This window comes from Flavobacterium sp. GW823-FHT06G12 (genome assembly GCF_058794775.1).
In genome coordinates this window covers 519,344-538,508 of the sequence record NZ_JBXAHE010000003.1, presented here as the reverse complement: position 1 = coordinate 538,508, position 19,165 = coordinate 519,344, and the positions used below count along the sequence as shown (strand labels likewise).

General features: G+C 35.0%; 12 protein-coding genes. 2 read left to right on the top strand and 10 right to left on the bottom strand.

The features are described 5' to 3' along the window. Nucleotides 1-183: 183 nt before the first annotated feature. The 5 genes from AC1Q5Z_RS14870 to AC1Q5Z_RS14850 all read right to left on the bottom strand — a co-directional run bounded on the left by AC1Q5Z_RS14870 (nt 184) and on the right by AC1Q5Z_RS14850 (nt 10,201). Nucleotides 184-3,525: a glycoside hydrolase family 2 TIM barrel-domain containing protein gene (locus AC1Q5Z_RS14870; protein WP_492445615.1), complete on the bottom strand. Its 3,342-nt coding sequence runs from the start codon at nt 3,523-3,525 to the stop codon at nt 184-186. 145 nt (nt 3,526-3,670) lie between these two features. Then, complete coding sequence (locus AC1Q5Z_RS14865) at nt 3,671-4,792, bottom strand: glycoside hydrolase family protein (protein ID WP_492445614.1); 1,122 nt, start codon at nt 4,790-4,792, stop codon at nt 3,671-3,673. Nucleotides 4,793-4,911: 119 nt separating this feature from the next. Beyond that, nucleotides 4,912-6,588, bottom strand: coding sequence for a glycoside hydrolase family protein (locus AC1Q5Z_RS14860; RefSeq protein WP_492445612.1), 1,677 nt, complete (start codon nt 6,586-6,588; stop codon nt 4,912-4,914). 182 nt (nt 6,589-6,770) lie between these two features. Then, nucleotides 6,771-8,957: an alpha-L-rhamnosidase-related protein gene (locus tag AC1Q5Z_RS14855; protein WP_492445611.1), complete on the bottom strand. Its 2,187-nt coding sequence runs from the start codon at nt 8,955-8,957 to the stop codon at nt 6,771-6,773. A 425-nt stretch (nt 8,958-9,382) separates the two neighbouring features. Next, the gene (locus tag AC1Q5Z_RS14850; RefSeq protein WP_012026080.1) at nt 9,383-10,201 is read right to left on the bottom strand and encodes an AraC family transcriptional regulator; all 819 of its coding nucleotides are present in this window, start codon (nt 10,199-10,201) and stop codon (nt 9,383-9,385) included. Between the two features lie 101 nt (nt 10,202-10,302). Between AC1Q5Z_RS14850 and AC1Q5Z_RS14845 the strand changes: the two genes are divergently transcribed. Next, on the top strand, nt 10,303-11,517 hold the full coding sequence (locus AC1Q5Z_RS14845; RefSeq protein ID WP_492445609.1) for an MFS transporter: 1,215 nt from the start codon (nt 10,303-10,305) through the stop codon (nt 11,515-11,517). Between the two features lie 100 nt (nt 11,518-11,617). On the opposite strand, the gene AC1Q5Z_RS14840 is transcribed toward AC1Q5Z_RS14845, so the two are convergent. Continuing rightward, nucleotides 11,618-11,821, bottom strand: a complete 204-nt coding sequence (locus AC1Q5Z_RS14840; RefSeq protein ID WP_111425676.1) for a SymE family type I addiction module toxin — start codon at nt 11,819-11,821, stop codon at nt 11,618-11,620. Between the two features lie 163 nt (nt 11,822-11,984). Here AC1Q5Z_RS14840 and AC1Q5Z_RS14835 point away from each other — a divergent pair, with 163 nt between their 5' ends. Then, nucleotides 11,985-12,194, top strand: coding sequence for a helix-turn-helix transcriptional regulator (locus tag AC1Q5Z_RS14835; RefSeq protein WP_492445607.1), 210 nt, complete (start codon nt 11,985-11,987; stop codon nt 12,192-12,194). A 30-nt stretch (nt 12,195-12,224) separates the two neighbouring features. Here the strand turns inward: AC1Q5Z_RS14835 and AC1Q5Z_RS14830 are convergent, their stop codons facing one another. The 4 genes from AC1Q5Z_RS14830 to AC1Q5Z_RS14815 form a co-directional block, all read right to left on the bottom strand. Next, nucleotides 12,225-13,412 carry a hypothetical protein gene (locus AC1Q5Z_RS14830; protein ID WP_492445605.1) on the bottom strand — a complete coding sequence of 396 codons (1,188 nt, stop codon included), beginning with the start codon at nt 13,410-13,412 and terminating at the stop codon, nt 12,225-12,227. 132 nt (nt 13,413-13,544) lie between these two features. After that, entirely contained in the window at nt 13,545-15,125 is a 1,581-nt protein-coding gene (locus AC1Q5Z_RS14825) for a sodium:solute symporter (RefSeq protein WP_492445603.1), read from the bottom strand. After that, complete coding sequence (locus tag AC1Q5Z_RS14820; RefSeq protein ID WP_492445601.1) at nt 15,122-16,186, bottom strand: Gfo/Idh/MocA family protein; 1,065 nt, start codon at nt 16,184-16,186, stop codon at nt 15,122-15,124. The genes AC1Q5Z_RS14825 and AC1Q5Z_RS14820 overlap by 4 nt, the downstream gene beginning before the upstream one ends. 116 nt (nt 16,187-16,302) lie before the next feature. Next, a complete protein-coding gene (locus AC1Q5Z_RS14815) occupies nt 16,303-18,810 on the bottom strand; it encodes an L-rhamnose mutarotase (RefSeq protein ID WP_492445600.1) in 2,508 nt (835 codons plus the stop codon). Nucleotides 18,811-19,165 lie beyond the last annotated feature (355 nt).

Sequence of the window (19,165 nt, the reverse complement as noted above, 5' to 3'; positions counted from 1 at the left end):
ACGAAAGGAGAAATCTTCGCAAGAAACTCTACAAAGATTGGATTCTCGTTACGGAGCTACTCGTGGAGATTTCTCCTTTCGTCGAAATGACAAACTGTACTTTTACTATACTTAAAATACACTTTATCTATATAATACAAAATACCTAACAGGTTTTGGAAACCTGTTAGGATAAATCGTAATCTAATATTTAAATTTCTTCAAACTACTTTCCAACTGATTTTTTGAACCGCTGAAAGGCGTCAAATAAAAACTATACTCATAATTTCCAGATTTAATCTGATATTGTTCTAATGGCTGTGCTACAATCGTCCAGCTATCATTTCCTCCTACTCCCATTTGGATTAAATCGATGTTTAGTGTTAAGAATCCTGGATCTTTCAAATCGTATGTATGACCAGATGTGCTTAAGTTTTCCTGTGTATACGGCCATGCGCTCATACTTAAAACTTTGGTATCGTTAATTACTAAAAATCCATTGTTTTTTTGTGGAGTGCTTAATGCCATCCATCTCACATCGCATCTGTTTCCGTTTTCTTGTGGTTTTGGATAATGTTCTATAAAATCATTTATTGGAAGCGAATATTTCCCAACAAACGAACCGAAACTTCTATCGCTGTAATTTTCCAGTTCCCCTTTTCCATACCATGAAATTTGATCGAATTTTCTCTGAACTCCCATCTGCATTCCGATTTTTGGAATGTTTGGCAATTTGTCTGATGCTTTTAAGCTGTAATCTACTTTTATTAATCCGTTTGGTAAAATGTTGTAGATTACTTTTACACTTGCGCTGTCTTTTATCACTTCGTAATCGCTTGTAATTTTGATTTCCGAAGCCGATTTGTCAATTGAAATATTAACCAATTTTGGTTTTGCTTTGTACCATTGTTTCAACAACTTTTGCGATTTCCATCCGCGTTTATCGTTGTCTGTAAGCGGTCTTACGAAGTTTGGTAAAAGCGGTGCAAAAACTTGTTCTTCTCCGTTAAAAAAATATGAACTCAAAGCTCCGTTTGTTTTTCCAATTGTAATATCAAAAGTTTTTCCTTTGATTTTGAAATCGGAATCAGACTCAGAAACGTTCAGCGTTTCTTTTTTAGATTCTGGCGAAACAGCCTCTTTCTTTTTCAATATAAACTGATCTTCCGCGACAGCGTAGCCTTTTGAAGCCCAAAGCTCATCTTTTGAAAGCTGAAATTCTATATTTAAAATATATTCCGCATCAGCTTTCATTTTTGGAAGATAAGAACTGATATCTAAAGTTGTTGATTGTCCTGCTTCTACTTTTAACGGTTTTAAAATCTGAGTTTTAATTACGTTTCCGTTTTCCAAAACTTTTAAAACTGGAATATAACCTTCTAAAGATTTAACTGCCTGACGATTTTTAATTTCTAATTGATTTCCATTTAAAGTCGAAATCGCTGGCTGATACACCCATTTGTTTTCAAAAATAGATCCTTTTGGTTTTCCGTTAGAATCTACAATTCCTTTTGTATTGAAGTTTCCGTCATGGTATTTCTCTCCAAAATCTCCTCCGTGAGCAAAATAATTCTGCCCTGATCTCGAATCAAATTTCAAGATTCCCTGATCTTTGAATTCCCAAATACAACCTCCGATAACTCTTGGAAGCGAACGGAATTCATCCCATAATTCTTTTAAATTTCCAACTGAATTCCCCATCGCATGAGAATACTCAACAAAAATAATTGGTCGCGTATCTTTCTTTTGATCTACTAAAAATTTCGGTGTGAAAACGCCCGGATAAAAACGGCTGACCATATCGACATACGAATCATCCTGCGGGTTTTCGAATCGATACGCATGATCGATCGTTTTTGGATATCCTGGATCAAGCGGATCAATATATCCGTCTAATTTGGCATTACCTTGCGCTGGTTCATAATGTACGGGACGTGTAATATCGAAATCATGAACCCAGCCCGACATTGCAGAATGGTTTGGCCCTTTTCCGCCTTCATTTCCTAAACTCCACATTACAACCGACGGATGATTTTTATCTCTTTCGACCATTCGAATCATTCGTTCCATATAAGCATTTGTCCAAAGCGGGTCGTTGCTTAATTTTCCGCCAATTCCGTGTGTTTCCTGATTGGCTTCGTCCATAACCATTATTCCGTATTGATCGCATAATTCGTAGAAATAAGGATCGTTTGGATAATGGCTCGTGCGTATAAAGTTGAAATTAAACTTTTTAATCGTAGTAATATCTTGCTCGATATCTTCTCTCGTAACGGCTTTTCCTCTTGTGGGATGGTGATCGTGACGGTTTACGCCATAAACATAAGTTTCTTTTCCGTTAATAAGCATTTTTCCATTCTCTTTCGAAAATTCAATCGAACGAAACCCAACTTTACAGCTTTTGGCTTCGGTAATATTTCCGTTTTTATCTTTTATCGAAATAACCATCGTATACAAATTCGGTTCTTCTGAACTCCATTTTTTAGGATTTTTAATGGTTTCCTGAAAGAATCCAAAACGAACATTGTCCAAACGAGGATAACTTTCGTTAATTAAATCGATTACCGGTCTTTGAAGCGGTTCTTTGAACATGGCCGTATTATTAGCATCGTACAATTGAACATTCATCGTATAATCTTTGATTTTTGCTCCTGTCAAATTCTCTACTTTTGGACGAAGTTTAAAAATCGCATCTGTATATTGTTTGTCTAATTTAGTTTGAACAAAGAAATCCTGAATACGCAATTTTGGCTCGGCCATAATGAAAACTTCACGCTGAATTCCGCTCATGCGCCAATGATCCTGATCTTCTAAATATGAACCATCTGTCCAACGAATTACACGAACTGAAACTACATTTTCTCCCACTTTTAAATAAGGTGTAATATCAAATTCTGATGGCAGAAAACTGTCTTCGCCATAACCTAAAAATCCTCCATTTAACCAAACTTCAAAACCTGAACTTACGGCTCCAAAATGTAACGTAATCGTCATATCTTTCCAATTTTCAGGAACCGTAAAACTGCGTTGGTAAGAACCAACTCCGTTATAATCTTTAGGAATATAAGGCGGATTTATTGGTCGAAACGGATAAACGGCACTTTTGTAAATTGGATTATCGTATCCTTTCATTTCCCAATTTGAAGGCACTTCGATTTTGTCCCAGCCTGAAACAGTATTTTTATAGAAATCTTTTGATGCTTCTTTTAGATTTACAGCATATTTAAAATCCCAATCGCCGTTTAGCATTTGGATTCGGCTTTTGGTTCTGTCACCTTTTAATGCGTCTTCGACACTTGCATACGAATAAGCAGTTGCTCTTGATGGCTGTCTATTGATACTCGTAATTGTTGGATCTTCCCACGGAGCAAATTCGTATTTTTTATGCAATTCCGGAACTCCCGCTGGTTCTCCTGTTACGGATTGTGCCTGCGTGTAAGTTGTGAATAGTAAAATGTAAAACGTATACGTCAAAAATCGTAATCTGAAAAATGGATTATTGTATTTTGATTTTGATGTAAACATTGGTTTTATATTATTGTTCATTATTATTTTGATTCAATTGTCCCTATGGGACAAAATTTTCTATGCGCTATTTTTTTTCTACCGACGAGAGCCTCCTAGCGGAGTCATTTCAGTTGGGAGTATTATGGTATTTCATAACTCATAACTCATAACTCATAACTCATAATTATTTCTTCTTTTTCTCCGGCGGTGCCACAAAATTCAATTTGCTTTTGCCTAAATCTTTAGACGTTGCGATGGCAATTCCTCTTTGTTCTGCTTTGTTCACAGCGCAATAAAAATGATACACAATTCCGTCGTGTTTTACGACAAATGATTTATGCGCAAACATATCGTCGTAAGGTTCTGATGATTTTACTAAATCATCTCCTTTCCAGTCCGTCCAGTTTACTAAATCATTCGAAACTGCAAAACGGTTAAATGCTCCTTGATTCCAACCTGTCCAAAAAGCTCCAAAATAGAACATTACCCAAGTATCATTAATTCGCTGAATATAAGCGTCTCCTGAGATTCCTTTATGATGATTAATTAAAGGTTTGTCGCCATAACGTTTCCAGGTTTTCATATCGTTTGAAACCGCCATAGCAATACGCTCAGCACCTTTTGCAGGATTGATACTATCGCCACGGGCATTATAATACATGATAAAATTGTGTCCTGTAATTTTGTCTTTATCACGAATTACACTGTTTTTGTACATCGTACTATTATCCCACCATTTGGCGTCTTTGTCTTTTGGAGTCAAAACCGGATTTTCTAATCTCTGAAATTCATGTGGTTTTGTCGGTGTTTCTTTGGTGTATGCCATTCCGATTGACAAAACACCTGCTTCGTAACCTTTACTATCTCCACCAAAATAACTCATCCAGTATTTGTCATCGTATTTTTCCCATTCGTAACTTCCGCCCCAAGTTGGATCTTGTAACGAAATATAACCTGCTTTTTGGTTGACGTCCCAATGTTTTTCATTTTCTGAAAAGGACATTACTTTTCCCAAATGTTTCCAGTCTAAAAGATTGTCGCTTTCTGCCAGCCAAGTTTCGTAACCCCTTCCATCGTAAATTAAATACGTCATATACCATTTTCCGTCTTTTCTAAATACACTCGGACAATCCATTTTGTATGAGTTGTCAGTCGGAACCATCACCAAACCGTATTTATAAGGCGTTTTGATTTCTTCGTAAATCTCCTGCATTACGCTGTCCGTAATTTCTCTTTTCTTGTATTTAGTTGCACAGCTGGTTATAGCAAGTGCTGAAATAGCAATTAGTAGATATTTAATTTTCATTTTTTGGTTATATTTTGGTACGCGGATGACGCAGATTTTATTTTGTTTCTCTCGCAGATTTTGCAGATTTAGCTGATTTTTTATCTGCCTGATCTGCAAAATCTGCGGGAAACTTTAATTTATTTTTTCAACTCTTTTAATTTAGATTCCATTACGTCTTTATTCAGTTTGACTTTTACCATTCCTGTTGGATGAAATCTTCTTTTCAGATCGATGGCGTTATAGACTATTGTGTAAACGTCATTTCCTTCTGGTATTAAACATAATGGCGTTCGCATAATATCCCACCATTTATCGACTTTGGTTTCTATTGGTAAATAATGTGCTTCTGTCCAATTAATTCCATCTGCTGATAATGAATACGCAATCATGTTGGGTAAATGATGTCCCCAACCATCTGGACCTCCATCGAAAATCGCGATGTACATTCCGTTTGGTAATTGACTTACAATTGGATTTTCTACGAATAACGGATGCATGGTTTTAATGGGTTCCAAACCTTTATTCATTCTCAACCAAGGGCCTTCTAAACTTTTAGATTCAGCTAAAGCCACAAACCAACCTTTACCAGATTTTTTCGGATAATCTGCCCATGAATTGAACGGATATGCACCGCTGTAAAAGCCAAAATATTTATCTCCAACCTGATACGGAAAAAACGAAGCAACACCCTGACGTCCTTCCCAAGGTTGAGAATCCAATCCAGGTTCCATAATGATTCCCATATCTTTATAAGGACCGCCAATTCCGTCGATTCCTTCTATAGTCGATTCACAACGCCAGATTCTTCCGAATGAATGATTTGGTTCAATTTCTTTGCTTACGGTATAAGCCAAATAATAGCCATACCATTTGTTTGCTTTTTCATTAAAAACAGGCATGTAAGACCAAATCGCAGCACGACGGTCATTCATTGGGTTATCATCTTCAGTTACGGCATAAGTTCCACTTGCTTGATAAATTGTCGATTCTCTTTTCCAATGGATTGCATCTTTACTTGTCCAATGTCCGATTTTGGTTTTTACACGATCGTAATAGTAATCAACGCCTTTTTCTCCTGCTCTTTCGGTTGGAAACATATGATAGGTATCGCCGACTTTTACTACTCGTCCACCTTCAAAACCGCCTTGAATTCCTTCTGTTCCAGACATTCCTTCATCAATGACAGGTTTGTTTTCTCCACCGATAATTTCGAAAAGCGGTTTTTCATCTGAAAATCCTTCTACAATAAAAGTTGGATTCCAAAGTTTTCCATCTGGAAAATTGGCATTTCTTGGCTCTAGTTTTTCAGAAACTTTTATAACACCTAAAATGGTAAATAATCCTTTTCCAAAATTTAAGGTTTGTGTTCCTTTTGAGAAAGAAACCGCATAAACATTTACTGAAGGCAATCCCGTTACAGTAACTCCATTTTCTAAAACTAATTTGGCATTTTGAAGTTTATCAGCTTGAAGATAATCTGAATTATTTTCTTGAAAAACTCCAATCAAAACCTGAACTTGTTCTTTAAATTTTAATTGTAATGGAGCATTATTTCCATTTTTATATTTATCTAAAGGAAGTTCAATTCCAGTCAAACCTTGCAATTCTGGAGCTAAACGAACGATATTGTGTTTGCTTCCTGAAAACACATGTGCGTATTGAGTAGTTTTGAAAGTTTTGTAATTGGATTTTACAATTTCAAATGAGGCTGGTTTCCATGCGGTGTTTTGTGCTGTGGCTTGAATGCAGACAGTTAACAGCATTAAGAAAACGGTTTTTAATTTGAAGCTATATTTTGTCTTTTTTGAAAACATTGGTTTTTTATTTTTTTGTGTTTTGTCATTTCGACCGAAGGGAGAAATCGCACTCGTAACCACAAAGATTGTCGACAATTGTTGCGGAATTTCTAGTGTGATTTCTCGTTCCTCGAAATGACAAACTGAGCGTTATAAGTTGTAGATTAAAAACTAATTACTAAGGACTAATCACTAAGGACTTAAATCGCCTTATAACTCACTTTATACTCTACATTTGGTTTTACAATTAACTGATATTTATTTTTTGATAATTCCTTTATCATTCCAGAGTTTGTTTTGGGCTTAACTGCACTTTCAAAAATCAATTTCCCTTCTCCTTCGCCTGCTTTTACTTTGATTTCTTTGGTACTGCAATACACGGCAACTTCTCCTTTTGGTGTTGGCACTTTTCCTTCCATCCATTTTAAACCGCCTAAACTTGGTTTGATTTCGTATTCTGAATATCCCGGCGCAGTTGGTTTTACACCTAAATAATATTTCCCTAATAAGTAAATCGGACTTGCGCCCCAAGCATGGCAAAGACTTTTTCCGTAAGGACGTCCGTACATGGTTAAATGTTCCGTTCCTTTTTTGTTCGGATTGTATTCTTCCCAGAAAGAGGTTGCGCCTTCATTCAACATTCCGCCCCAATAATCTTTCATTTCTTTTAAAACATAGTTTTGTTCCCCCATTGCGCATAATGCTTCCAACTCATAAAAACGCATGTATGGAGTTGTGATTTGAAGAACATCTTTATTCAGTAGCACTTTATTTTTTACGCTTTGTTTCTGTTCTTCAGTAAAATAATTGAAGAAAATACCGAACATATTAGCGTATCTGGTTACAATGTTTTGAATTTTCCCATCGATACGCTGGTGTTTCATTACGTTTTCTTTTTTATCCCAAAAGACATCAAATAATTTCGTTTTTAAATCATTCCCTAATTTTTGATATTGTTTTTGGTCTTCCGTTTTACCTGCAATTTCTGCACTTACCGCCATAGCTTCTAAACTTCTTGCTAAAAGCATCTGCTCAAAACTCACTTCTCCTGTTTTTGGAAGTCCGTCTGCCCAATCAATAAATACCCAATCACCTTCTAACGGTTCTAGGAATCCGTTTTTGTTTCTTCTTTCTAAGCAGAAATCCATAAGCGATTTCATTCTTGGATAAAAAGTTTTGATGAATTTCGTATCGCCCGTGTGTAAGTAATAATCGTAAACCCCCACAAACCAATACAGCGAGTAATCCATGATGATGTTGACGTGAGCCGTTACAGGATCTTTTCCGCGAAGCGCTAACAAAGTTCTTTCTACCGAAGCCGAATCAAAGAATAAATAATAATTCATTAAATAACTTTGATAAGCGTCGCCAGACCAAACCCAGCGGTCGCGTTTGATTCCGTCGATAAAAAATTCACGAGACGTTAAATGCATGGTGTAAGCCGACACATCCCAAATTTTATTCAATTGTTCATCCGAAGATTTGAATGCGCCACGATAGTCTAATGGCAAATATTCATAAAGCATCGAAATCGAATCGTATTTTATTCCTGCATCTGCTTGCACCTGAACATAGCGGAATGCTTTTGATCCATCGTGTGTATATGTTTCAGATTGTTTTCCGTCAAAAGATAAATGATCTAAAGTTTCGCATTTGGCAGAATCCAAAGCTTCTTCACGAGATTCACCATAATACAGTGCTAATTTACCTTTTCCTTTTAAACCGTGAATTTTAATATAACCGAAAGTTTCTTTTCCAAAATCTACTAATTGACCAGTTCCTATTTTTTCAGTTTTCGTTGCGCTTAAAGGTTTCGTTGTTAGTTTAAACCCAGAAGGTTTATTTTCTGGTGAATTAAAATTCCAAGAACCAACAGGAACCCAAGGAGTACCAGATTGTTGCGCTTTTCCGGTTTCATCAATCCAAAGTTTATCTTCGTTGGTAACTTTCCATGAAGTATCAGATTTAATGTATTTTCCATTAATATAAATAGCCGGTAATACTTCCTGATTGTAAACTTTAAAGGAAATTTTGTGTTTTCCAGCAGGAACTGATATTGATTTTGGCTGTCCGTAAATTTGAACGCCATCTAAAAGTAATTGAAAAGGGCCTTCTGAAAAGATTTTCAATTCGTCTGGTTTTGGAATATCTACTTCTGTCTGAAAAGTAACCAAAGCATAAGGACTGTAATATTGCCAAAGCGGAGGAAATACGGCTTCGCGTTCTGTACGTCTAACCTGCATTTTATTGCTTAACCAAACTTCAAAATCACCTGGATACCAGATCCATGTCGCTTCTCTTGGTTTTTCTTGCGCAAATGACAGCGAACACGAAAAAAGGGCAACAAAAAGAAGTAAAGTCTTAAAAATGGGAAAGCGGTTTAGCATAGTTAGTGTATTTTGGGACTAAAGATAAGTGTTATCTTTACATTTCACAACCTGCACTATCCTGCTATTTCATAAAAAACTATGATTCTTGATAAATTTTTAAGGGAAAAATTATGACTTATCACTTTTTTAGTACTAAAAAAAATGATGTTAGAATTTTATGGGACGCTGATGGGACGGATTCGCTATCGCTAAGACGTGAGTGAAACGGATTTTTTTTAAACACATAGAGACATAGACTTCCTTTGTCTAAAAGGCGTTTCACTTTCATACATACACATAGCTATGTGTTAATGACTAGTCATTTTTTATTCTCTATTTCGTTAAGTAAAAAAACTATGTTTCTATGTGTTAAAAAATCCGTCTAAATCCGCGTCTTTACGAAGTAAATCCGTTTTATCCGCGTTCTAATTTAGGCTAACAATCTAAGCAATCATCTTTTCAGATTCATTTTCATCTTCTAAAATATAGTTAGAAGGCGTTTTGCCCAAATGCTTTTTGAACATATAAATAAAAGCACTCGCTGTTTCGTAACCTAAATCTAAAGCGATTTCTTTAATGGATTGTTTTTCGCCCAATCTTTTAATGGCTTCCAGTAATTTCATTCGGGTGCGCCAATCGCTGAAATTCATTCCCAATTCTTTTATGAATAATCGTGATAAAGTTCGGCTACTCATAAAAGAAAGTTCGGCATAATAATCAATTGTTTGTTTACTCGAAACATCACTCATTAAAAGTTCTACCACTTTCTGCAGCCTTTCATCATTTGTAGTAGGCAAAAAAGTGGCGCTTGGCACTATTAAAGCCAGTTCATCTAAAAAGACATAAATGATTCTTAATTGTGATTCTGTTAAGTTACCACTTGTTCCAAAAGAAATGATTTTGAAAACCAACTGCTTTAAAAACATCGGAATATCAAACGAAAAGCTCTTTTCTGGCAATCCTCCAATTGCAGAAGGATCAATAAAAACACTGTAATAGTTAACGTCTTTCTGAAAAGTAACCTGATGTTCTACTCCGCTTGGAATCCAAAGGCCTTGCAACGGATTTACAACCCAAATGTTATTGCCCACCACAACATTCATTACGCCACGAGTCGCGTAGATCAATTGAGCTCTTGGATGCGAGTGCGAGATGCACATTTCGTTGTTAACTGTTTCAGTATAACCTATAACTGGGATTGAGGAATCTACTTGATATCCAAAATCCGTTGCTACTCTATATGTCCGATATTGACTATTCATTGTCCAAATATAGCAATTCTGACATTAGTATTCTTTTAATCTTTGCAAAAAATAATACAGCTGTTGTTTTTTAACCTAATTTAAAAATCAAAAAATATCTCATGGACACTATTAAAGCAAATCCTGACATAGTTAAAAAAACCACTTATTCGATCTTATTCATCATAAGTTTTTCTCACTTAATTAATGATCTTTTACAAGCTGTTGTTCCTTCAATTTATCCTCTTTTAAAAGATAATTTCAGTTTAAGTTTTACTCAAATTGGTATTATTACTTTGACTTACCAAATGGTAGCGTCTATTTTACAGCCGTTTGTTGGAATGTATACTGATAAAAACTCAAAGCCATACTCGCTAATTGTTGGGATGTGTTTTACAATGGTTGGACTTTTCTTTGTTTCAATCGCTTCAAGTTTTATCAACTTATTATTATCCGTAAGTTTAATCGGAATTGGATCTTCAATTTTTCATCCTGAATCTTCACGTGTGGCGCATTTGGCTTCGGGCGGAAAAAGAGGTTTGGCTCAGTCTATTTTTCAATTGGGAGGAAATGCAGGAAGTGCGATTGGGCCTTTATTAGCAGCTTTTATTGTAATTCCGCACGGACAATCTTATATCGCTTGGTTTTGTATTATCGCGTTAGTTGGTGTTTTTGCTTTGTATAAAATTGCGATTTGGTACACGGCACATTTATCGGAAAGAAATGCGAACAAAGCTTCTCACCAAATCGAGACACATCATTTATCTAAAAACCGAGTAATTGCTTCGTTGATTATTTTATTGGTTCTGATTTTTTCTAAGTATTTCTACATGAGTAGCATTACAAGTTATTATACTTTTTTCCTTATAGATAAATTCCACATCACGATTCAGCAATCGCAAGTATATTTATTCTTGTTCTCTGGCGCTGTTGCTGCTGGAACTTTAATTGGAGGACCAATTGGAGATCGATACGGAAGAAAATATGTAATTTGGGTTTCTATTTTAGGTGTTGCTCCTTTTACCTTGATGTTACCTTATGTTTCTTTATTCTGGGTTGGAACTTTATCTGTAATCATCGGATTAATTCTTTCTTCGGCATTCTCAGCGATTCTGGTTTATGCAACTGAATTAATGCCCGGAAAAGTAGGACTTGTTGCAGGTCTTTTCTTCGGATTTGCTTTTGGAATGGGCGGTTTAGGTTCTGCTATTTTAGGAAAAATTGCCGATGCTACTAGTATTGAATATGTATTTAAGATTTGTGCATTCCTGCCCTTAATTGGGGTTATTACAGGGTTCTTGCCTAATTTGGAGAAGAAAAAGAAAGTTCAGGAATAATTTTTTAAACACATAGAAACATAGTATTTGGATTGTCTTTAAAAGGCATTTGATTTCATAATAAAACACATAGTTTTCTCAATTGAAAGCTATGTGTTTTTTATTTCGTTTCAATTTCATTATTGGTTGTAATAATGATTTTATTTTGCTGATGTTCAATCGTTACGAAATTCCCGTAATTAAAACCGATTTCCTGAAGCCATTTTCCGCAAAGACGTATTTCTGGAAATATAACGTATTGATGGTACGATCTTGCGATATGTCTTGGCTGTATTTTTAATCGTCTTTTTACTGATTGTTTCATTTTATTTTTATTTCATCGAAACAAAAATAGTAAAAATTATACTACAAATAATATTTTTAAGACACTAAATTGTCGTTTTAGGGCAACTTTGATGATTTCAACTATTCTTTTTCTTATATTTAAATTATAAGATATTTGCATGAAATATCAATAAATCAACATTGTGTCGAAACTTAAATTAAATAGAATAAAAGTTGTTTTGGTTGAAAACAATCGAACTAGTAAGGAATTAGCCACTCATTTGGGTAAAACTGTATCGACTGTTTCTCGTTGGTGTACAAATGAAGCTCAACCTTCTATTGAAACACTTTATGAGGTTTCTAAATATTTGAAGGTTGATATTCGGGAGTTGTTGGTTTCGACAAAGCAATAAAAAAACGCTTTCTCATGAAAGGATTTTGTTTTATTGCAAATTATACTTTGAATTTGACTTTATAAGCATTCTTATAAAAATCATTGTTAATCCAAAAATAAATTCCACTTCATGGATATTATTAATATCTGCATCATGTTTCGCTTTATCATTTTGAAATCTATTGTAATATTCAAGTACTTTTTGAAATGTATTTATAATTTGTTTACCTATTCCAAGCGATTTTTGATATTCACTAATAATAGAAGTTTGATTTTCCAAACTCTTTTCATTTCCCAGTAACTCTTTGAGTAGTAGCTCTAAAGAAAGTCGCAGATTATCAACAGAATCACGCAAATCACCACCTTCGCTGTAATATTTTGTCGCAATTTCAAATCTTGATTTCGCTTTAGGAAAATATTGCATCCAATAAAAAGTTTCAGTTACTAAGTCTTGTGTATATATATTTTTAACTGCAAAATTGTTAATTGCCTTAAAATTTGAAAATTGTTCCAAATCGTCAAAGGTAAATGGCGATTTAATATATTTCTGAACCAATTCAATTTCTTTTAATTGTGATTTTCTCCATTCAATATATAGTTTCTTTTTATTTAATGGAAGAATCATTCCTTTCAGTTCTTCAAAATCAAAAATCTTAGCATCTATCTTCTGAATCAAAAGTTCTGTAAAAAGTTTTTTTCTAAAAAATATTATTTCAGAACTTAATCTTGCAGAGATACCTTCTAAATCTATTTCAAGTTGTTCAAATTTTCCACATTCAACAAAATCTTGCACACTAATATTATGAGTAATACAAAAATTATCTATATCGGAATCACAACTAAAAAGATTAGGATTTGCAAGAATGATTTGTTTCTTTATTGCATCATCTGTTAATGATATTGTTAAGCAATTTTCCTTTTCCTCATTTAGAAGATTCAAAATATTATTAGCCCAAGAATCAGTTAGAAAATTTGCTGCCAAAGAAATTTCCCCAAGTGTGTATTCTACAATATTTGTATAATAAATACCTTGGTACAATTCATTTTGAATTTCTAAATTGTCATTCTTTTTTTGAATAAAATTTTCTTTTATTTCAAAAGGAGAGATTCTTACATGAATTGGAATTATTGACATTCCTTTTATCGTATGTAACAAAATATTATTCTGAGAAACCTCCATTTGATTATAAATTACTTTAAAAGTCAAAGATTGGTTATCTAATCGAAAATTTTCCACCTTACTTGTTTTTAGATTTCTACTCGTTGCTTTAACAAACCTACTGTTTATTTTTTATTCATTCAATAACATACAAAAAACGCTTCCTATTGCTAAGAAGCGTTTTTAAAATTATAAGAGTTTGAAGAAAATTTAATTCCCATTAAAAACCAAATACAAAATCAAAATCACTAACCCCAACAAACCAAACAAAAACTTCACCTTTTTGCTAGTTTTAGGAATATCCGTTTCATCTGAAACATTAACTTCAGGATTTTTATCGGTTAAAGAAATAATTACAGCTGTAATTAAAAGCACAGCAAAAATGTAAAACGAAATCAATAAAAAGTGAGGCCAAACTGGATATTTATCTGCAGGGAAAATCCATAAATACAAAACCCCAACAAACAAACTAAACGCAGAACCCCACGAAAGTGTTGCATTTACGGCTTTTTTGGTAGTGCGTTTCCAGAAAACACTCAAAAGAAAAACAACAGATAACGAAGGCGCCAAGAAACCTAAAACCGCCTGAAAGATGTTGAATAAATTCTGTCCTTTGATATTGTCAATCGCAACTGCAATAAGAATGGCAAAAACACATCCAGCAGCAATCGTCAATCGGCCAATTTTAATCTGATCCTGAATCGTCGCTGTCGGGTTGATTTTCTTTACATAAATATCATTGGTAAAAACGGTGCTTAAAGCGTTTAACGAAGAACCAATTGTTCCCACCAAAACCGCAATCATCACGCAGATTACCAAACCATTCATGCCGCTTGGGAAAAGATTCGTAACCATGGTCATATAAGCTAAATCGGAGTTGCTTCCTAATTCTGGATATAGCGCATAACATAAAATTCCAGGCAAAATAAATAACGGAAGCGCCATCACTTTCAACCATCCGATGAAGTTCACACCAAGCTGTCCCTGTTCTAGGTTTTTAGCTCCCAAAACACTCTGCACCATCGATTGATCGGTACAGAAAAAAGCAACTGCAGCTACGGGATATCCTAACAAAATAGCAGGCCACGGATAATGCGCATCATCTGAAGGACGAACTAAATTCCAGAAGTTAGAAGGCGTTTTAGCAATTAAAACATCTATTCCACCTAGTTTTTGCAAACCTAAAAAAGAAAGCGTCAATGAAACTACAATCAACAGAATCATTTGAAAAACATTCACTTTTGCAATTGCTTTTAATCCTCCTGCAAACGTAAATATTCCAGAGAAAATCACTAAAACCGTAACGCTCTGCCACATCGGGATTCCTAAAATCTGACGTACTAAAACGCCTCCGCTGAATAATCCTAAAGACAGCCAGCTTACTAATATTTTTACCAAAGCATACCAAGCCAAGATGTTCTGTGTACTATCGCCGTAACGTTTTCCCATATATTCGGGCATGGTGCTTACTTTACTTGCAATATATCTCGGTGCAAAAACCATTGCCAAAAGCAGTAAAAATACAAAAGCGTACCATTCGAAATTTCCTGCTACAATTCCTGTAGCGTAACCAATACTCGCAAAAGCCAATAATGACGAAGGCCCAACATTGGTTCCCCACATATTAAACCCGATGCTGTACCAGTTTAAGGAGTTTCCGGCCAGAAAAAGTGTTTCGTTTTTCTTTCTCTGCTTCATACTTACCACATATCCAATGACTAACAAAGCCACTAAATAACCCGCAACAATTACAAAATCGAGCGTGGTTAATTTATCGTAGATACTGTTCATAGTCTGTATTCGTTAAGAATATCGGCAATTTTAACCGGCATTCCTGTTTGCAGAGATTTATCCATAGCTTGTAATAAAGCCACAGTTCCAATTCCTTCTTCCATGTTTGGATACGCTTCAAAACCTTGCTCGATGCTGTCTACAAAATATTCTAAGTAATTCTGATATTCTCCGCCGTGATGACTTTGTCCTTCAAAACGGAAATAATATTTTATCGTGCTGTCTCCCCAAGTAATTACTTTTTCTTCGCCAGTTCTATCTGTAATCGCATATCGTAATTCGTGATAATCTGCCTGACTTGCTCCTTCTGTAGCACGCAAAATTGTGCTCATTCCGCTGTCACGTTGTGCTGGCTGAGTTGGCGAAGTGTAAACACCGCTTACACGAGCAATTCTACCATCAGTTGCTTTGAAGATAAAATGCATTGTATCTTCATTCTTCAATCCTGCATTTTGTCCGTTACTGCTGATCATTCCGTAACCCATCACTTCCTGAATATTTGGCAAATACCATCTTATAAAATCTACAGGATGACTCAAACCACCGTATAGCCATTTAAACGATTGCAAAAGCGACCATTCTTTCTTTAAAAACCATCTATGATCGGCGTGATATTGCGCTTCAATTGTAATCAAATCTCCAATTAAACCCGCTTCGTAATCAGCTCTTTGTCTTTTTGCTGGTTCAAAGAAACGGGAACTTTGCCCAATGAAAACTTTCTTTCCAGTCGATTTGCTTAATTCTAACAGTTCTTTAGCATCCGAAAGATCATCGATAAAAGGTTTGGTACAAACGACATGTTTTCCACTTAATAAAGCTTGCTTTACGTGTTGTGCGTGCAGATGATCTGGTGTATAAATCGCGATAATATCAATTGACAAATCATTCAATAAATCGTCGTAATTAGTTGTGTACGAATGAAAATCAAATTCTTTTGCACGTTGCTTACACAATTCTTCGTTTCGGTCACATATTTTAACGAGTTCTAATTTTGAACTTTCTATAGCTGCCGACATTGTACTTCGTCCTTCTCCAAGTCCTAGAATGGCTATTTTTAACATGAGGTGTGGTTATTTTAGATTGTTGAGTTTAGATTTTAGATTTTTTTGCCACAGATTAAAAGGATTTTCACAGATTAGAAAAAATCATTTTAATCCTTTTAATCTGTGGCAAAATATTATTTTGTTTCTACTTTGTTTAAGAAAATCCAGGTTTCGTCTGGTTTTGCGCCTTCAATTCCGCTTTGGTATTTTTTCATTAAGGCGTTCCAATCGTCTACACGAGGATTATTTTGTGTTGTTTTCGGATTCAGTTTATCCAAACTTTCTTCTTTCGGAATACTGATTATCAAGATTAATTGCCTGTCTTTTTTGAAAACCTGCAATTGCTGGAAATCGGCGTTACAGAAGCCTTTTGCAACTTCTGGCCATTTTTCGAATTGTGTTTTATGATATTCCACATATTCTTTTTGGAGTTTTTCATCAGCAGGAAGATTCGCTGTTAAAACAATATTTTCCCAATCCGATGCTGGTTTTGAATCTTTACATCTTTCGAAGTTTTGAAAATCATAAACCAAATCTTCATAGATTTTAATTTCTAAAGAAGGAAAAGCGCCCGCCAGTTTTCGTTTTGTTCTTTCCGGCTGATTCATTTTTCCGTAAATCACCAAATGATTTTTCCATTGGTACAATTCCTGACCTACAATTCTAAATCCGGTTAAAGTCGATTTGATTTTTTCAATATCAAAATCAGAACCTATCAATTCGATTGCATACGGTTTTGGCATTTCCTGCAATCCCCATTTTTCATCAATTACAACTTCTTTTTCTAAATCTTTGTAAGGCGCCCTGATTCCGGCTGCATCTTTAATTTTAGTGCTTACATATGGATCATTGTGTTCCCAAATATTGCCTTTTGGACCATTATGGTTTTTAAGGATTTTCTTTTCGGCAATCCAGTTGTTTTTAATCGTAAAACCTTCGCTACCTTCATCGGTATACAAATACAGCCATAAAAACGGATCGTGAGCGTATGGACTGTGGTAAACCTTGTCGATATAATTTTCTTCAATTCGGCTTCCTGGCTGAGCCGAAAGCGTGTAAATTCCAGCAACATCATGTAAATGTTTGGCATAATGATGAATTTTATTTCCCAGAATTTTATTGTTCTGCATCACGTTTGGCGTATGCGTCCAACCCCATCCCATTGCCATTCCGGAATACGATACATCCGAAATTTCGTTGTGTTCAATTGTGATGTTTCTAACAAAACCAGCGCTGATTCCCAGAGTTCCCCAATCTTCATTGGTTACATTGGTAATTAAATTATCCGAAATCACTTCATCAGAACACATTTCCCTTTCATCTTTTATGATTAAAGGCAAATGCGCTTCAAAAGCTTCTTCAGAGAAAATTCCAACATTGATGGCACTTCCGCCAATATCTTTAAATAAATTTCCTTTTACGGTATTGTGATTTGTTCCTTTATTTAAATCTAAACCAGTTGAAGCCAAATGCTCAAAACGGCACGATTCAAACTGAATGTTATTCGCATAATTCACTTCTACGGCAGCGCGAGGTCGTCCAACCCAGGCTTGATTTTCTAAACTTGCCTGATTTGGTGTTCCTGGCTGTTTCAATTTATAAGCATCTAACAAATACAAACCAGATTGCAACGGCACATGACCTTGCTGTGACGGACGAAGCCAGTTGCTGTACTGAAACGAAATTCCTTTAAATTGAAAATGATGAACAGGAGAATCGATTGTCCCTTTTACTTCAACCAGATTTTCTAAAACAGGCGCAGTTACAATTGCCGAATTAATATCTTCTCCAGCTCTCGGAATGTAATAGATTTTAGCATTTTTTTTGTCCAAATACCATTCTCCAGGCTCGTTTAAAAGCGAAAAAGCATTGTTTAAGAAATAAGCCGAATTCCCGTTGTTTTTAGAAATCCACGGCGCTGGCCACGGATGCTCGCTTTGAATACGGCTTTCTGGTTCTTCAAACGAAAGTTTAGCGCTATCTTTTTGAACTTCAATATTTTTGATACGTAGGTTGGCATTCGACCACCATTGCACAATAAACATTTCCATTCCCGGTTCGAACTTAACCGATTTATCTTTAAACGGAATCCAACAGGTTTGTTCTTCGTGATTCCAAGATAAAATACGTTCCATTGTGGTTCCCGCAGTATTTTTGGCTCTAACTGCTTTTTTTTCGTTTATCCATAATTGTCTGTAATCAATCAGACTTCCTGCTTTTTTAGGAGCATCTGCCACCCAAACAGAACCTTTTTTAAGTCCGTTAATAACGGTTGTCGATTTTGTCCAGTTTTTAATTTCGATTCCACCGCTTATAATGGGTCTTGCATTTACATCGGCTTCAATTGTTGTTGGGCTGTCTGCAGTTCCAGAATCTTCTGGTCGCACAAATAAAGGTTCGTTTAAATAATACATTCCGTTCATTACTATGATTCGGATTCCGTCTTTTATAGATGGATCTTTTAAACGACGAAGTTCTCTGGCTTTTCGCATTGCCATGTGAACCGTTGCCAACGGATTTGATTTTGTTCCGATGTTCGAATCTTTTCCTGATGGTGAAACCCAGATTTCAGCACCACTTGCCGAAATTGTGAATACCAGTAAAAAAACGACTAGTAATTTGTTGAAAGGAATTAAACGCATTATTTATAGTATTGATTTTTTTCTTGAGATAAAATTACGAGGCATTTATTTAAAGCGCTATAATTTTTACAAATAATTGTATTTTTAACACTTTTGCCAAATAACAGGCACAATTTAAAAGAATATAAAATTACGAGCATCCTGTACCCTCCTGTAATATTGACTTCAAGACATTCATTTCGAAAATTCGGCTTTTAATTATCCTTTCATTTCCGAATCAAAAAAAGTTAAATTCATAAAAAATCTGTGATAAACTCACTAAAACTGTCATTTCATATTATTTTTTTAATAGATTTGTGTAATCGATTACATTGAATATTTCAAATTAAAAAACAGTAATTTTATTTATTGAATA